We start from the raw sequence: 14,724 nt of genomic DNA, 5'->3' as shown, positions 1-14,724 counted from the left end.
ATCAGGCTGCGCGCCGCCGGCCGCACCGATGCCGGCGTGCATGCGACCGCGCAGGTGGCGCATGTCGACCTCGTCAAGGCGTGGCCGAGCGACAAGGTGCGCGATGCCGTCAACGCCCATCTGCAGGCGACCGGGGCGCGCATCGCCATCCTGAAAGCGACGGTGGTCTCCGACAGTTTCGACGCCCGCTTCTCGGCCATTGGCCGCCACTATCTCTACCGCATCCTGAACCGCCGCGCGCCGGCCGCGCTCGACAAGGGCAAGGTGTGGTGGGTGCCGAAGCGGCTCGACGCCGGCGCCATGCACGAAGCGGCAAAGGTCCTGCTCGGACGGCATGACTTTACCACCTTCCGCTCGACCCAGTGCCAGGCCAACAGCCCGATCAGGACGCTGGAACGGCTCGATGTGAGCCGACAAGGCGACATGATCGAGGTCAGGGCTTCGGCGCGCTCGTTCCTGCACAACCAGGTGCGTTCGATGGTCGGCTCGCTCAAGCGTGTCGGCGACGGCGGCTGGAGCGCGGCCGACCTGAAAACAGCGCTCGAGGCGCGCGACCGCGCCGCCTGCGGCCAGGTGGCGCCGCCCGACGGGCTGTTTCTCACCGGTGTCGATTATCCGGTCGAGACGAGCCCGGAAAGGCTCTGAACTCCGACATCGTCCGGGACGGTGATGCCGAGCAACGTCTGCAGGCCGAACAGCACCAGCAGCGACGCAATGAACATGCCGACGAAAACGGCCGTGCCGACCGCTGCGCCCCTGCCCATCGTGGCATTTGTCATGCGCCAGGTCAGCACCATAGAAAGGGCAAAGAGGAACAGCGACACAAGGCTCGAAACCTGGCTTGCGGACGACAGGAAAAGCCGGATCAGCGCCGAAGGCAGCATCAGCCAGGCGGTGATGGCCGAAGCCCAGTTGCTGGCAACGACGTAGTGGACGAAGCGGCCGCCTATGCCGGCGCGCGGCGCGATGAAAGCGAGCGCAACCAGCGGCAGCACCCAGGAGCCGATGTCGACCGTCGCCAGGCGCACCAGCATGCTGAAGCGCCCCGCGAAGGCGTCGGGATCGCCGATTTCGTTGGCGATGCCGACCCAGCCGACGATCAGCGCCGGTGCTGCAACGACAATGGCGAAGAAGGAATTCCAGAAGCCGTCGGCCGACAGGTCGAGCAGGCGCAGGCCGTCGGCTCTGCCGAGCATCAATCGCCAGGCGCCCGTCAGCGAAGCTTGGGTTTCGTCCGCCGAAAGCATGCTGTTCAGCCCTGTCCGAACCAGTCTTCTATGAAGCGCTGGTAGATTTGCGTCAGCGTCTCGAGGTCGGCAATGGCGACGCGCTCGTCGACCATGTGCATGGTCTTGCCGACCAGCCCGAACTCGACCACCGGGCAATAGTCCTTGATGAAACGCGCGTCGGAGGTTCCACCGGAGGTCGACAGCGTCGGCTCCTTGCCGACCGCCGACTTGATCGAGCCGCGCAGCATTTCGATCAGCCTGTCGTCACGGGTCAGGAAGACATGGCTCGGCCGGTCGCGCCAGACGAGCTCGTAGTCGACCGGCATCTTCTTGCCCTGCCGGTACTTCTTGCGCCTGGCCGCCTGGTCGAGCCGGTTGTGGATTTCGGCCTGCAGGGTCTCGTCCGTCCAGGTGTCGTTGAAGCGGATGTTGAAGGTCGCGGTCGCTTTGGCCGGGATGACATTGGTGGCCGGGTTGCCCACATCGATGGAGGTGATTTCCAGATTGGTCGGCTGGAAATCCCTGGTTCCCTTGTCGAAAACCGGATGCAGCAAGGCATCGACCAGGCTCATCAGCCCGCGCACCGGATTGTCGGCAAGCAAGGGATAGGCGACATGGCCCTGGCGGCCATTGACGGTGACGGCGCCGGACATCGAGCCGCGGCGGCCGATCTTGATCATGTCGCCCAGCGCATCCGGGTTGGTCGGCTCGCCGACGACAGAGGCATCCCATTTCTCGCCCCTGGAAGCCGCCCATTCGAGCAGCTTGACCGTGCCGTTGATCGCGGGGCCTTCCTCGTCGCCGGTGATCAGCAGCGAGACCGAGCCTTTCGGACCGCCATTGGCCTCGACATGGCGCGCCACGGCGGCGATGAAACAGGCGATGCCGCCCTTCATGTCGACGGCGCCGCGGCCATACATCTCGCCATTGGCGATCTCGGCGGCGAAGGGCGGATGCGTCCAGGCGGCTTCGTCGCCGACCGGCACCACGTCGGTGTGGCCGGCGAACATCAGATGCGGGCCATTGCCGGAACGCCTTGCATAGAGGTTTTCGATATCGGGCGTGCCGTCTTCGGAAAACACCGGCCGATCGACCAGGAAGCCGAGCGGTTTGAGCATCGTCTCCAGCGCGGTCAGCGCACCGCCCTCAGCGGGCGTCACCGAAGCGCAACGGATAAGGGCGGCGAGGTTTTCGGCAGGATCGGTCGGCAGCGTCATGGCAAAAGCGATAGTCGAAAGCGCAGGGCCTGTCACGGCCAGACATAGGGGCCAGCCTCATGGCTGGCGATACCGCCGATATTATGGTTTTCATGTCGTATAGTTGCGACCCGGCGCGGGCGACAGGATGGCAGACAAGGACAAACGGATCGTCATAGCCGGTGCCGGCAGCATCGGCTGCTATGCCGGCGGCTGCCTGGCGCTGGCCGGCCGAAAGGTCATTCTGCTGGCCCGGCCGCGCATCGAGGCAGCGTTGCGGCAGGGTGGATTGCGGGTCAGCGACCTCCAGGGCCGCGATCGCTCGATCAAGCCGGAGGCGCTTGCCGTCACCACCGATCCGGCCGCCACCCTGCCGCAGGCGGACGTGATCCTGGTCACGGTCAAGAGCGGCGCCACTCAGGACATGGCGGATCTTATCAAAGCTCATGCCCGGCCCGACGCCGTGGTGATCAGCCTGCAGAACGGTGTCGACAATGCCGACAGGCTGCGTGCCGGACTTGGCCGGCGAACGGTGCTGGCCGGCATGGTGCCGTTCAATGTGGTGCAGTCGCCGGACGGCGAGCTGCCGCTGCGCGTGCACCGCGCCAGCGACGGCAAGGTGATGGTCGAGGATGGCGATGCCGGCCTGGTCGGCCTGCTTGGCGTCGAAGGGTTTGCGGTTGAAGCGCATGGCGACATGAAGGCGGTGCTGTGGGGTAAGCTGCTGATGAATCTGAACAACGCGCTGGTGGCGCTTTCCGGCCTGCCGCTGGCAACCGAACTGGCCGACCGACGCTGGCGGCTGATCCTGGCCGGCCAGATCGACGAGGCGCTGACGGCACTGAAAGCGTCCGGCATCGAGCCGGCGCGGATCGCCGGCCTGCGGCCGGCGCTGCTGCCGAAAGTGCTCAGGCTGCCGGACTGGCTGTTCAGGCTCTTGGCGCGGCGCATGCTGGCGATCGACCCGCAGGCGCGCTCGTCGATGTGGGACGATCTTCAGCGCGGCCGGCCGACGGAGATCGACGATTTGCAAGGTGCCATCTTGCGGCTGGCGGGGAAGGCCGGCACGCCCGTGCCGACGGTTCAGCGGATCATCGCCTTGGTGCGCGCGGCGGAAGCGGAGCGGCTTGGCTCGCCGGGCCTGGCGCCGGAGCAGATTGTTGCACCGGCCGGCCGTCGATCAACGTGATCTTCTGCCAGATTTTCCGCGACAGGTTGGACGCCAGGTTCTCGATGTCGTTGACGCCGTCGATGACCACGTCGTCATTGACCGACTGCGCGAACAATGCGGCGATCTTGCCGGTGATCGACAGCATTTCGGAGCAATAGTCGAGGTAACGCGCCAGGTCGGCGGCATTGGTGATGCGGGCGGGCGAATGCGACGTCGGCTTGAAATCGGCCGACAGCGCCGCCGGATCCTTGGTCAGCTGGTGCATGTCGATGACGTGGATCAGCGAGCGCAGGCCATGCAGCTGGCGAAAGACCTGCTTGCGCTTGATGCGCTCCTCAGAGCGGATCAAGGCGAGAAATCCGACAATGGCGAGGATGAACATGTTGAGCGAAGCTTCGATGCCTTGCACCGACTGGACGGCATCACCCGGTTTGGAAATGCGGTCGAATGGCAGGACGGTGCCGACGAAGATGAACATCAGTGCGCCGGCAACGACAGCGGCGACGATGAGGCCGCGCAGCCACCAGATCGGCGCTTCCAGGGCCTTGGCGCCCTGTGCCAGGTCGCGCGACAGCGAGACCAGTTCGGCGGCAACGCCGCGCAGGCCGGCATCGGGGAAACGCTCCGCAACGCGCGTCTCCAGCCGTTCTGCGGTCTCGATGATCAGTTTCGGATCAAGCGTACGGTAGCGCATGTCCGATCGAACCTCAGGGTTGTGCTGGCTCGTTGGTGCGCCGGCCGTAGCGGTTGGGTCCAGGCTGCCCCGGAAACAGGCACAACACAAGGAAGGCCACGATCGAGACCACCGGCACGAACAAGATCAGCGCCGCAATGCCCGGCTTGTCCAAATCGTGCAGCCGCTTGACCGCCAGGGCAATGTTCGACCACAGCGAGGCGATGAAGGCGACGAAGAAGATGAACGACCACATGTTGCTCTCGGCCGAACCTTCCGGCACCAGCGTGAAGCGGTAGAGCGGGAAGGCCTGGATGATGGCGACGAGCAACCCGCCAAGAAAATAGGCCGCGCGACTGACGCGGCCCGAGGTTTTGAAGAAAAGCCAGGTGAGATCTGATCTGTCAGGCAAGCGGGTCCGGTCCATATTGATTGGCGCCCCTGGCGCCTTCGAGAATGCCGCATTCCACCAGAAACCAGATCGGGCCGATCAATGGCACCAGCATGATCAGGCTCCACCAGCCCGACTTGCCGCGATCATGCCAGCGCTTGGCGTAGACTGCGAGTGCGAAATAGATCGAGGCCAGAGCGATGAGAATGCCGATGATGCCGATCTGGGCGCCACTGGCCGTGGTGATGCGTGTACCGAGGATCGCATCGAGAATAAAGGCAACGATGCCAATGACGATGAAAACGCCAATCGCGGCCCAGAACTTGCCACGGTTGATGCGACCGTCAAAACTTGTGAGCAGATACTTCCAGTCCATGTCACCCCTCCATGATGAACCCGCGCGACCGATTGTCGCGCCGGCGGAAGGTGCGCCCGCTTTGCGCAAAGATCAATCGCGCAGCAATTCGTTGATCGAGGTCTTGGACCTGGTTTTGGCGTCGACGCGCTTGACGATGACGGCGCAGTAGAGGCTCGGACCCGGCTCGCCGTTCGGAAAGGGCTTGCCCGGCATCGCTCCGGCGACGACGACGGAATTCGGCGGCACTTCGCCGTAGAAAATCTCGCCGGTGGCGCGGTCGACGATCTTGGTCGACTGGCCGATGAAGACGCCCATGCCGAGCACCGAGCCTTCGCGCACGATGCAGCCCTCGACCACTTCCGAGCGCGCGCCGATGAAGCAATTGTCCTCGATGATGGTCGGACCTGCCTGCATCGGCTCCAACACGCCGCCGATGCCGACGCCGCCGGAAAGATGCACGTTCTTGCCGATCTGGGCACAGGAGCCTACCCCGACCCAGGTGTCGATCATGGTGCCTGTATCGACATAGGCGCCGACATTGACGAAGGACGGCATCAGCACGGCGCCCGGCGCGATATAGGCCGAGCGACGCACGATCGACCCCGGCACGGCGCGAAAGCCCTCCTTTTCGAAATCAACAGCGCCCCAGCCATCGAACTTCGACGGCACCTTGTCCCACCACGTCGCTTCGCCGGGACCACCCTTGATGATCTCCATCGGGTTGAGCCGGAAGGACAAAAGCACGGCCTTCTTCAGCCACTGGTTGACATGCCACTTGCCGTCGGCCTGCCGCTCGGCGACGCGGACGGCGCCGCGGTCGAGCAGGTCAAGCGCCGACTGGATGGCATCGCGCGTTTCGCCGCGCGTCGCAGTCGAAATCGCATCGCGTTCCTCGAAGGCCTTCTCGATGGTCTTTTCGAGGCTCGCCAGATCGGGCTTCGACATGAATTCGCTCCATTACCAAGCTGTTAAGGGGCTGAGCCTTAACCTGTTTTGAAAGTCGCGCGGACCCTATGTTAAGGCTTAATGGGGGTCAATCGCGTGTGCGTCACGGGACGGCGCAGTTAAGGGAATTGGACGGGTAGTTATGACTCCTATGGAAAAGGCGGGGTGGACGCCGCTGCCGCATTCGGACGAGGATCTGGAGCGGTCGAAGAGCGTACCTGACACGCCGCAGACGCGTGCCGAAACCTACCGGCTCGCCTGGAACGATCCCGACTTCATGACGCGGCGCGAGTTGCGCGCGGTCAGGCTGCAACTCGAACTCCTGAAACCGGAAATGATCCTAGCCGAACGCGGCATCCGCTCGACGGTGATCCTGTTCGGCGGTGCGCGCCTGCCGGAACCCGGCGGCGAGGCCTGGGCGGCCAAGAACGAGACGCAGAAGAAGAACCTCGAAGAGAACAGCAAATACTACGAGGAAGCGCGCAAATTCGCCCGCCTCTGCTCGCAGCAATCGGCTACCTCCTATTACCGCGAATATGTCGTGGTGACCGGCGGCGGGCCTGGCGTGATGGAAGCGGGAAACCGCGGCGCCGACGATGTCGGCGCGCCGTCGATAGGCCTCAACATCGTCTTGCCGCACGAGCAGGCGCCGAACATCTATGTGACGCCGGAGCTCTGCTTCAACTTCCATTATTTCGCTATCCGCAAGATGCATTTCGTCATGCGCGCCAAGGCGGTCGCGGTGTTTCCGGGCGGCTTCGGCACGATGGACGAATTCTTCGAGACGCTGACCCTGATCCAGACAGGGCGCATGGAGCGCGTGCCGGTGATCCTGTTCGGCAAATCCTTCTGGAAGCGGGCGATCGATCTCGATTTCCTCGCCGAGCAGGGCACGATCAGCCCCGGTGATCAGGACATCATCGACTTCGTCGACACCGCGGATGAGGCGTGGGGGATTATCAGCCGGTTCTATAAGTTAGGAGAGTAGGGCTGCGGATCGGGGAATTGAAGAATTGAAGAATGAAGGGATTGTGGCTCTGCGTTCGGATCGATCCCCAATTCGTCATTTCATCATTTCTTCATTTCCCCTCCCCCCTCTCCACAATCGCCGTCAGAAACCCCGCCAGATCGTCGGTGACGAAATCGACATCATCCTCATTGGCCGGGTCGCGCTCCCATATCTCGGAAAAGGTCGGCTCGAAATTGCGCGGCACGATCAGCACCGTGGTCATGCCGAGCGACTTCGGCACCGAAAGGTTACGGGCAAGATCCTCGAACATCACCGCATTGTGGCCGGTGACGGCGTGGAGTTCGGCGAACTTCTCGTAGGTCTGGCGCGCCGGCTTGGGATTGAGCCCCGCAGCGACGATGTCGAAGATGTCGTCGAAATGGTCGAGGATGCCGAGCTGGCGCGCGGTGCGCTCGGCGTGCCTGCGGTCGCCGTTGGTGAAGATGAACTTGCGGCCCGGAAGCTGGCGGATGGCGGTGCCGAGAACGGGATCGGGCACCAGCCATGAATAGTCGATGTCGTGGACCTTCTCGAGGAAATCGTCGGGGTCGATGCCGTGGCGTGTCATCAGGCCGTTCAGCGTCGTGCCATATTCGCGGTAGAGCTCCTTCTGCAACTTGCGCGCATCGTCGCGCGGCAATGCCAACAGTTCGCCGACATAGGCGGTCATCTTGACGTCGATCTGCGAGAACAGATTCGAATGGTGCGGATAGAGCGTGTTGTCGAGATCGAAGACCCAGTCGGTGACATGGGCGAAGCGGGCGGGGTCAGGGAGCGTGGTCATGGGCTCCTTATGGCATGAAACGCGCATTCCGAAAGCGACTTTATCCACAACTTCTGCTCGTTGAGGTTGCGTAAATCGTCTCACGATTCAAATTTTAGGCATCTGGGAAAGGTGGCCTTCAGGGCTTGCTGGCAGAGAGGCAGTCTTGTGGGAGCAAGCGATGAACAGCATAATTCTGAGATCCGCCGCCGTTGCTTTCGCCTCAGTCGCGGCCTCTCTCCTGCTGACCCTGATCATCGTTCCGGCCATGGGATTTCCGGTCAACCGGACGATCTGGCTGACCTCCACGCTCTGTCCGCTGGTGCTGGCGTGGGCCGCCAGCGCAAGCACTTTCTGGCAAAGCGACAGGCTGAAAAACGCGCATCGCGATCTCGCCCGAGCCCATGCCCAGCTCGCCGCCGCGCATCGCCGCCTGGCGGAAAAGGCGAGCCGCGACGACATGACCGGCATGCTCAACCGGGAAAGCTTCTTTGCGGCGCTCGACGGTTCGCGCCGCAAGTCCGATCGCGGCGCGCTGCTGATCATCGATGCCGACCACTTCAAGACCATCAACGACAATTTCGGCCACCTGACCGGCGATGACGCGCTGCTTTTGATCGCCAGCGCGATTCAGCGCGGCGTGCGCAGCGGCGATGTGCTCGGCCGCATCGGCGGCGAGGAATTTGGCGCCTTTCTGGTTGGCGCCACCGAGCAGGAGGCCAAGCGCGTCGCCGAGCGCATTCGCCGCGAAGTCGAGCTGATCCGCTTCCGGCCCGTCGACGAGCGGACCATTCCGCTCACGGTCAGCATCGGCGGTACTGTCTGCGGCGAGGAAGCCAGCGTGTCGGAGTTGATGCGCGCCGCCGACCGACGCCTCTACCAGGCCAAGCACCAGGGCCGTAACCTGACGATCATCGACACCGGCATTTCCGAGGCGGCGTGATCCGATCTGCCGCAACCGGCCTGTTAAGAAAACTCTAACCTTGTTTGCACTCGGTTGTACCGCTTAGCCGGGTTTTCACTGCTTTGCGGCCAGACTTGGCACGATACTGGCTTCCACGGTGATGCATGTGTCGTTCCGGGAATTGCCGTTCTGGGAACGCCATGCAGTGCCGAAGCCCAGCCGAGAGACCAGCCATGAGTTTCATCATCAAGAAAATGTCACGCCGCGCGCTCGTGCAGGCGTTGATCGCATTGCCTGCCCTGTCTTTGTTCCGCAAGCTGCCTGATGCCGATGCCGCCGGTCCAAAGCCCGACCCGAACGAGATCGTCGAGGTCGGTGGCTGGATCCTGAAGCGGAGCGACCTGGCATGATCTTCGACAGCTACGAGGCGTATCGCGCTGCGAACTTCACCCCGAAGGTCTGCATCCTCGGCTCCGGTCCGGCCGGCATGACCATTGCCCGCAAGCTTGGCGCGGCCGGCATTCCGGTGGTGGTGATGGAGGCCGGTCCGCGCGAATTCAGCGACGACTCGCAGGACTTTTACCGGGGCAGCACGGTCGGGGATTTCTATTTCGATCTCGACATCACCCGGCTGCGGTTCATGGGGGGCAGTTCCAACCACTGGGCAGGCTGGTGCCGCGTGCTCGACAAGCAGGATTTCGAGCCGAAGGCCTGGGTACCCGATACGGGCTGGCCGATCGCCCGCACCGACATCGAACCCTATCTGCCGGAAGTGCGCGATATTCTCGACCTTCCGGCCCTCCGGCCCGATATGCCGATCTCGGACGATATTCGCTGGGTGCAGCTGATCAAGAGCCCGGCCGTGCGCTTCGCCGAAAAGTTCGGCGATGAACTCGACAAGGCCACGAACATCGCGGTGGTGCTCAACACTTGTGCCACCGAACTTGCCGGCGACGGCAGACGCGTGACTGGCGCCAGGCTGTGGTCAAACGGGCAGGATGCCGGCTCCTTCAGCGCTGACTATTTCATCGTCTGCACCGGTGGGCTGGAGAATTCGCGGCTGCTTCTGTGGTCCAACCAGCGCTCGAACGGCGGCGTCGTGCCGAATGCAACTGCGCTTGGCCGCTACTGGATGGAGCATCCGACCTTCGAGGGTGGCAACGCCATCCTGGCCGACTATAACGCGTTCGAGGTCGACGCCGTCAACGAGGCCTTCTTCTCGCCGACACTCGCCGCCATGGAGCGGCTGCAGATCATGAATTTCGGCATCCGGCTGATCGAGACGCCGTATCCCGGGGTCAAGAGCCTTATCGCCGACCTCGCCTGCACGGCGCCCAGCATGGCGGAATGGATGTCCTACCAGCTCAGTCAGAGACTGCGCTGCGCGGCCCAGCTCTACGTCGCCTGGGAACAGGCGCCGCTGGCCTCCAACCAGATCGAGTTGTCGAAGACCGATGTCGACCATGCCGGCGTGCCGCGCATCGAACTGCACTGGAAGAAATCCGAACTGGAACATCGCACCCTTCTCGAAGGGCTCAGACTGTTCGGCGCAACGCTGATCGAGAAGAATCTCGGCCGCGTGCGCATTGCCGACTGGATCAGCAATGGTCAGGACTATCCGACCAACGACGAGACGGCGGGCCATCACCATATGGGCGGCACGCGCATGGGCACCGACATCAGCAAGAGCGTGGTCGACGCCAACTGCAAGGTGCACGGCATGGACAATCTCTATGTCGGCGGCTCCTCGGTGTTCTGCACGTCGGGTCAATGCAACCCGACGACGACGATCACCGCGCTGGCCTGCCGGCTGGGCGACCATCTCAGCAAGGTGGTCACCGCCTGACGGCTGCAGGGCAGCATGCTGCCTAGGGCAGTTCACCGTTTCACGGAACGGCGATCCGCTCTAACTCTTTGTTTGACGCAATTCCGGACGGAAAACCGTTTCACACTTTTCCTGGAATTGCTCTAGAGCGTCGCCGGGTCGAGCGCCGGCTGGTCCTTGCGCCGGGCGACGATTGCCGCGAAATCGGCGGTCTGGAAGGCATCGCGCAAGGCGTCGAAGGACGGCAGCACGAAATAGGCGCGCTGGAACTTGTCGATCTCGTAGCCGGTGCGCATCACCGTTTCCAGGTCGAAGGGCACGTGGTGGGCGTCCTTGCCTTCGACCGCGAACTGCAGCTCGGTAAACGACGACATAAGGCCGGCGCCAAAGGCCTTCAGCGGCTGGCCGGCCTCCTGCATCAGGCCATATTCGGCCGTGTACCAGTAGAGCCGGGAAATCATCTCGTCGCCACCCAGCGCGATGATGTCGCCGGCCTTCTCGCCATACATCTGCATGAAATCGGCGAACACCGGTTGCGACAGCGCCGGCACATGGCCGAAGAAATCATGGAACATGTCGGGCTCGACAATGTAGTCGAGCTCCTGCCTGGTCCGCAGCCAGTTGGTGACCGGGAAGCGGCGATCGGCGAGATGGTCGAAAAACGGAGCCGCGGGAATGAGCCCCGGCACCGCGACGATCTCCCAACCGGTCAGTTTGCGCAGCTTGGCGCTGACCTCGTCGAAGTCGGGAATACGGTCGAGCAGGCCGAGTTTTTCGACGCCGTCGAGGTAGGAATGGTGGGCGAGCTTGCGCGTCAGTCTGGTCTGGCGGTCGCACAGCGTGCGCCACACCGCCTGCTCTTCATCGCTGTAATCGTAACCCTGCGACACGGTGAAATCAGCACGGCAGACCGAGTAGTCGCCGCGCAATCCTTGCGCCGCGCAGTCGCGGGCGTATTCGGCAACGCTCATCGTCGTCATGGTTTTTCTCCTCGCAAAGCAAATCGCTGACGTGCTGAACGTTAAGCGGATTTGCGGAGGCGAATCGGTTTTGATGATGGTTCGAATTCGGAAATCGGGATAATATTCACTCAGAAATTCCCAGGAAGGAGTGAAAATGCCTCGATTCGATGATTTCGAGATCAAGATGCTCGATGTCCTGCAGCGCGACGGGCGCAAACCGGTTTCAGAGCTGGCGCAAGAGATCGGCCTGTCGACGACACCATGCGCGCGGCGCTTCGAGGCGCTGCAGGAGGCCGGCATCATCAAGGGATTTGCCGCCGTGATCAGCCGCCGCGCTGTCGGGCTGATGGTCGAGGTGTTCATCCAGGTGCGCCTCGTCAGCCACAGCGACGGCTCGCCCGAAAGCTTCATCGCCGCCGTGCAGCGCATGGACGAGGTTTCCTCGTGCTGGACGATGACCGGCGACCATGACTTTCTGCTGCATGTCATGGTGCCGTCGGTCGACGAGCTCAACGCTTTCGTCATGCACCGGCTGATGCGGCTCGACGGCGTGCGCGACGTCCACACGCAGTTGGTGCTGCAGAACATCAAGGGCCCGGGCCATGTGCCGCTCGGGCATCTCAGGCGATGACAATGCCTGCCCTTCGCACTCCTTGAGGAAAAGCTGCACGCAAACTGCTGAAACGGGCCAAGCGCGTGTCCACATCGCCGGCCAGCTTGTGCGGACCAACTGCCCAGGAGGTCCGCCATGAAAATCGTCCTGATCAATCCGCCGCACACCGCCATCGGCAGCCGCGTGCCCGACGATCACCTGCCGCCGCTCGGCCTGCTGGCGATCGGCGGGCCGCTGATCGATGCCGGCCATCAGGTGCGCCTCGTCGACGCCGAGTTCGGGCCGATGCCGCTCGATGACGTCGTGCGCAGCGCACTGGAGGACCACCCCGACTTCGTCCTGATCGGCCATTCCGGCTCGACCTCGGCGCACCCGACCGCCTTGGCGATCGCGCGCATGATCAAGGAGCGCGAGCCGGCGACCATCATCATCTATGGCGGCGTTTTCCCGACCTATCATTGGCGCGACATCCTGGCCGCTACCGATGCCTTCGACTTCATCGTGCGCGGCGAGGGCGAAGCGACGGTGGTGGCGCTGGTCGAAGGGCTGGAAATGCGCCAGCCGCCGGCGAGCGTGGCCGGCATCGCCTATCGCGACGATCTCAGCCGCCCCTTCGCCACACAGGCGGCCATGACCATTGCCGACCTCGACGCCTACCGCGTCGGCTGGGAACTGATCGACCATACCAGTTACAGCTACTGGGGCGGCAAGCGGGCCGTGGTCATGCAGTTTTCGCGCGGCTGTCCGCATCTGTGCAACTATTGCGGCCAGCGCGGCTTCTGGACCCGCTGGCGGCATCGCGATCCGGTGAAATTCGCCAGGGAGATCGCATGGCTGCATCGCCAACATGGCGTCGAGCTCATCAATCTCGCCGACGAGAATCCGACGGTCTCGAAGAAAGCCTGGCGGGCCTTCCTCGATGCCCTGATCGCCGAGAACGTGCCGGTGCTGATCGTCGGTTCGACCCGTGCCGACGACATAGTGCGCGATGCCGACATCCTGCATCTCTACCGCAAGGCCGGTGTCATCCGCTGGCTGCTCGGCATGGAAAACACCGACGAGCAGACGCTTCAATTGATCCGCAAGGGCGGCAGCACCTCATCCGATCGCGAGGCGATAAGGCTGCTGCGTCTCAGCGGCATCCTGTCTATGGCGACCTGGGTGTCCGGCTTCGAGGACGAAGGGTTTCGCGACCTGGCGCGGCTTTCGCCAACTCATCGCCTACGACCCCGACCAGATCCAGGCGCTTTATGTGACGCCGCATCGCTGGACGCCGTTCTTCCGCATCGCGCGGGATCGCAAGGTGATCCAGCAGGATGCGCGCCTGTGGGACTACAAGCACCAGGTGCTGCAGATGACGCGGCTGAGGCCGTGGATGCTGTTCTTCAGCGTCAAGCTGATCGAGCTAGCGGTGCAATCACGGCCGAAGGCGCTGGCCCGCATCCTGTTCCACAAGGATCCCGAGCAGCGCCATTCGATGCGCTGGTACACACAGATGGGCCGCCGCGTGTGGTTCCGCGAGGTCTGGGGCTTTCTGGTCCGCGACATCAGGGTGAAAGACGGCCCGACGCTGGCCGAATTCTGGGGCGCGCCGCAGGACGCCGAGGAGGAATCGATGTCCGTTCGACGCCCGGCCCGAAAGCCCGCCATTCCCACCATCGACAATATTGAAGATTCCGAGGCGAGAAAGTTAGCCGGCTGACGAGCCCCTCAGGGCACGATCAGCGTGCCGGCGCCATGTTCGGTGAACAGTTCCAGCAGCACCGCATGCGGGGTCTTGCCGTTGAGGATGACGACGCCTTCGACGCCGCGCTCGATCGCTTCGATGCAGGTCTCGACCTTGGGGATCATGCCGCCCGAGACCGTGCCGTCCTTGATCAGCGCCTTGGCCTCGGCCACGGTCAGTTCGTCGATCAGCTTCTTGTTCTTGTCGAGCACACCCGGCACGTCGGTGAGGAACAGCAGGCGCGTCGCCTGGCAGGCGCCGGCAATGGCGCCGGCGAAGGTGTCGGCGTTGATGTTGTAGGTGTGGCCATCGCGTCCCGGCGCCACCGGCGCCAGCACCGGGATCATTTCGGAGCGTGCCAGAAGATCAAGCAAGGTACGGTCGACCTCGACCGGCTCGCCGACGAAGCCGAGATCGAGCACGCGCTCGATGTTGGAGTCCGGATCGATCATGGTCTTGCGGGCCTTTTCGGCGAACACCATGTTGCCGTCCTTGCCGCACAGGCCGATCGCCCATTCGCCCTCGGCGTTGATCAGCGCGACGATCTCCTTGTTGATCGAACCGGCCAGCACCATTTCGACGATCTCGACCGTCTTCTGGTCGGTGACGCGCAGGCCGCCTTCGAACTTGGATTCGATGCCCATCTTGGCCAGCATGGCGCCGATCTGCGGGCCGCCGCCGTGGACGACGATCGGGTTGACGCCGGATTGCTTGAGCAGCGCGATGTCGCGCGCGAAGGCCTTGCCGAGCTCGATGTCGCCCATGGCATGGCCGCCATATTTCACCACGACCGTCTTGTGCTCGTAGCGCTGCATGTAGGGCAGCGCCCGCGACAACAGGGCTGCCTGCATTTCGGCGGTGGCGGTTATTTCCGTCATCGGCTTGGTTCCCTGGAGATCGGTAAGGACGGCGGCGTCTTAGCGGGAATTGGCGCCGCCCGCAAATGGCTTTGCTGTCAT

The 14,724-nt window shown here is 63.4% G+C and carries 16 protein-coding genes and 1 pseudogene; 8 read left to right on the top strand and 9 right to left on the bottom strand.

The annotated features are described in order from the left end of the window. The coding region (gene truA / locus EN932_RS00560) for a tRNA pseudouridine(38-40) synthase TruA (RefSeq protein WP_128368674.1) at positions 1-645 on the top strand (645 nt) is incomplete at its 5' end. On the opposite strand, the gene EN932_RS00555 is transcribed toward truA, so the two are convergent. Continuing rightward, a complete protein-coding gene (locus EN932_RS00555; RefSeq protein WP_013528474.1) occupies positions 612-1,247 on the bottom strand; it encodes a hypothetical protein in 636 nt (211 codons plus the stop codon). The genes truA and EN932_RS00555 overlap by 34 nt on opposite strands. Before the next feature lie 5 nt (positions 1,248-1,252). Beyond that, a complete protein-coding gene (gene dapE / locus EN932_RS00550; RefSeq protein WP_127388244.1) occupies positions 1,253-2,446 on the bottom strand; it encodes a succinyl-diaminopimelate desuccinylase in 1,194 nt (397 codons plus the stop codon). A 127-nt stretch (positions 2,447-2,573) separates the two neighbouring features. Here dapE and EN932_RS00545 point away from each other — a divergent pair, with 127 nt between their 5' ends. Further along, complete coding sequence (locus EN932_RS00545; protein ID WP_127368969.1) at positions 2,574-3,614, top strand: 2-dehydropantoate 2-reductase; 1,041 nt, start codon at positions 2,574-2,576, stop codon at positions 3,612-3,614. On the opposite strand, the gene EN932_RS00540 is transcribed toward EN932_RS00545, so the two are convergent. The 4 genes from EN932_RS00540 to dapD form a co-directional block, all read right to left on the bottom strand. Then, positions 3,517-4,290, bottom strand: a complete 774-nt coding sequence (locus EN932_RS00540; protein WP_063169724.1) for a hypothetical protein — start codon at positions 4,288-4,290, stop codon at positions 3,517-3,519. The genes EN932_RS00545 and EN932_RS00540 overlap by 98 nt on opposite strands. Positions 4,291-4,303: 13 nt before the next feature. Next, positions 4,304-4,681, bottom strand: a complete 378-nt coding sequence (locus EN932_RS00535) for a DUF805 domain-containing protein (protein WP_024502086.1) — start codon at positions 4,679-4,681, stop codon at positions 4,304-4,306. Continuing rightward, on the bottom strand, positions 4,674-5,036 hold the full coding sequence (locus EN932_RS00530; protein WP_013528479.1) for a DUF805 domain-containing protein: 363 nt from the start codon (positions 5,034-5,036) through the stop codon (positions 4,674-4,676). Before EN932_RS00530 ends, EN932_RS00535 begins: the two co-directional genes overlap by 8 nt. Before the next feature lie 72 nt (positions 5,037-5,108). Then, on the bottom strand, positions 5,109-5,963 hold the full coding sequence (gene dapD / locus EN932_RS00525) for a 2,3,4,5-tetrahydropyridine-2,6-dicarboxylate N-succinyltransferase (protein ID WP_013528480.1): 855 nt from the start codon (positions 5,961-5,963) through the stop codon (positions 5,109-5,111). A 142-nt stretch (positions 5,964-6,105) separates the two neighbouring features. On the opposite strand from dapD, the gene EN932_RS00520 reads away from it, so the two are divergent. Further along, a complete protein-coding gene (locus EN932_RS00520) occupies positions 6,106-6,951 on the top strand; it encodes an LOG family protein (RefSeq protein ID WP_013528481.1) in 846 nt (281 codons plus the stop codon). Positions 6,952-7,042: 91 nt separating this feature from the next. Here EN932_RS00520 and EN932_RS00515 read toward each other — a convergent pair whose 3' ends face one another. Continuing rightward, the gene (locus EN932_RS00515) at positions 7,043-7,756 is read right to left on the bottom strand and encodes a pyrimidine 5'-nucleotidase (protein WP_013528482.1); all 714 of its coding nucleotides are present in this window, start codon (positions 7,754-7,756) and stop codon (positions 7,043-7,045) included. Positions 7,757-7,916: 160 nt separating this feature from the next. On the opposite strand from EN932_RS00515, the gene EN932_RS00510 reads away from it, so the two are divergent. From EN932_RS00510 to EN932_RS00500, 3 genes are all read left to right on the top strand, one after another. Then, the gene (locus tag EN932_RS00510; protein ID WP_013528483.1) at positions 7,917-8,678 is read left to right on the top strand and encodes a GGDEF domain-containing protein; all 762 of its coding nucleotides are present in this window, start codon (positions 7,917-7,919) and stop codon (positions 8,676-8,678) included. A gap of 194 nt (positions 8,679-8,872) precedes the next feature. Then, positions 8,873-9,049, top strand: a complete 177-nt coding sequence (locus EN932_RS00505) for a hypothetical protein (RefSeq protein ID WP_013528484.1) — start codon at positions 8,873-8,875, stop codon at positions 9,047-9,049. Next, the gene (locus EN932_RS00500) at positions 9,046-10,485 is read left to right on the top strand and encodes a GMC family oxidoreductase (protein ID WP_127384771.1); all 1,440 of its coding nucleotides are present in this window, start codon (positions 9,046-9,048) and stop codon (positions 10,483-10,485) included. The genes EN932_RS00505 and EN932_RS00500 overlap by 4 nt, the downstream gene beginning before the upstream one ends. A gap of 122 nt (positions 10,486-10,607) precedes the next feature. Here EN932_RS00500 and phhA read toward each other — a convergent pair whose 3' ends face one another. Beyond that, on the bottom strand, positions 10,608-11,444 hold the full coding sequence (gene phhA, locus EN932_RS00495) for a phenylalanine 4-monooxygenase (protein WP_013528486.1): 837 nt from the start codon (positions 11,442-11,444) through the stop codon (positions 10,608-10,610). Positions 11,445-11,580: 136 nt separating this feature from the next. On the opposite strand from phhA, the gene EN932_RS00490 reads away from it, so the two are divergent. Then, on the top strand, positions 11,581-12,057 hold the full coding sequence (locus tag EN932_RS00490) for an Lrp/AsnC family transcriptional regulator (protein ID WP_024502088.1): 477 nt from the start codon (positions 11,581-11,583) through the stop codon (positions 12,055-12,057). Between the two features lie 117 nt (positions 12,058-12,174). Next, positions 12,175-13,741, top strand: a pseudogene (gene bchE, locus EN932_RS00485) (magnesium-protoporphyrin IX monomethyl ester anaerobic oxidative cyclase). Between the two features lie 8 nt (positions 13,742-13,749). On the opposite strand, the gene argB reads toward bchE, so the two are convergent. After that, positions 13,750-14,643 (bottom strand): acetylglutamate kinase, encoded by an 894-nt coding sequence (gene argB, locus EN932_RS00480; protein WP_013528489.1) that lies wholly within the window; start codon positions 14,641-14,643, stop codon positions 13,750-13,752. Between the last annotated feature and the right edge of the window lie 81 nt (positions 14,644-14,724).

This window comes from Mesorhizobium sp. M7A.F.Ca.US.002.01.1.1 (assembly GCF_004022955.1).
Lineage (GTDB): Bacteria > Pseudomonadota > Alphaproteobacteria > Rhizobiales > Rhizobiaceae > Mesorhizobium > Mesorhizobium ciceri.
This window is presented reverse-complemented; position numbering and strand designations above follow the sequence as displayed.

What these genes read in the sequence shown, in the direction of transcription:
- EN932_RS00545 (WP_127368969.1), top strand. Translation starts at nt 2,574, where the DNA reads ATGGCAGACAAGGACAAACGGATCGTCATAGCCGGTGCCGGCAGCATC.
- EN932_RS00500 (WP_127384771.1), top strand. Translation starts at nt 9,046, where the DNA reads ATGATCTTCGACAGCTACGAGGCGTATCGCGCTGCGAACTTCACCCCG.
- EN932_RS00530 (WP_013528479.1), bottom strand. Translation starts at nt 5,036, where the DNA reads ATGGACTGGAAGTATCTGCTCACAAGTTTTGACGGTCGCATCAACCGT.
- EN932_RS00505 (WP_013528484.1), top strand. Translation starts at nt 8,873, where the DNA reads ATGAGTTTCATCATCAAGAAAATGTCACGCCGCGCGCTCGTGCAGGCG.
- EN932_RS00520 (WP_013528481.1), top strand. Translation starts at nt 6,106, where the DNA reads ATGACTCCTATGGAAAAGGCGGGGTGGACGCCGCTGCCGCATTCGGAC.
- EN932_RS00540 (WP_063169724.1), bottom strand. Translation starts at nt 4,290, where the DNA reads ATGCGCTACCGTACGCTTGATCCGAAACTGATCATCGAGACCGCAGAA.
- dapE (WP_127388244.1), bottom strand. Translation starts at nt 2,446, where the DNA reads ATGACGCTGCCGACCGATCCTGCCGAAAACCTCGCCGCCCTTATCCGT.
- EN932_RS00490 (WP_024502088.1), top strand. Translation starts at nt 11,581, where the DNA reads ATGCCTCGATTCGATGATTTCGAGATCAAGATGCTCGATGTCCTGCAG.
- EN932_RS00510 (WP_013528483.1), top strand. Translation starts at nt 7,917, where the DNA reads ATGAACAGCATAATTCTGAGATCCGCCGCCGTTGCTTTCGCCTCAGTC.
- phhA (WP_013528486.1), bottom strand. Translation starts at nt 11,444, where the DNA reads ATGACGACGATGAGCGTTGCCGAATACGCCCGCGACTGCGCGGCGCAA.
- argB (WP_013528489.1), bottom strand. Translation starts at nt 14,643, where the DNA reads ATGACGGAAATAACCGCCACCGCCGAAATGCAGGCAGCCCTGTTGTCG.
- EN932_RS00555 (WP_013528474.1), bottom strand. Translation starts at nt 1,247, where the DNA reads ATGCTTTCGGCGGACGAAACCCAAGCTTCGCTGACGGGCGCCTGGCGA.
- dapD (WP_013528480.1), bottom strand. Translation starts at nt 5,963, where the DNA reads ATGTCGAAGCCCGATCTGGCGAGCCTCGAAAAGACCATCGAGAAGGCC.
- EN932_RS00515 (WP_013528482.1), bottom strand. Translation starts at nt 7,756, where the DNA reads ATGACCACGCTCCCTGACCCCGCCCGCTTCGCCCATGTCACCGACTGG.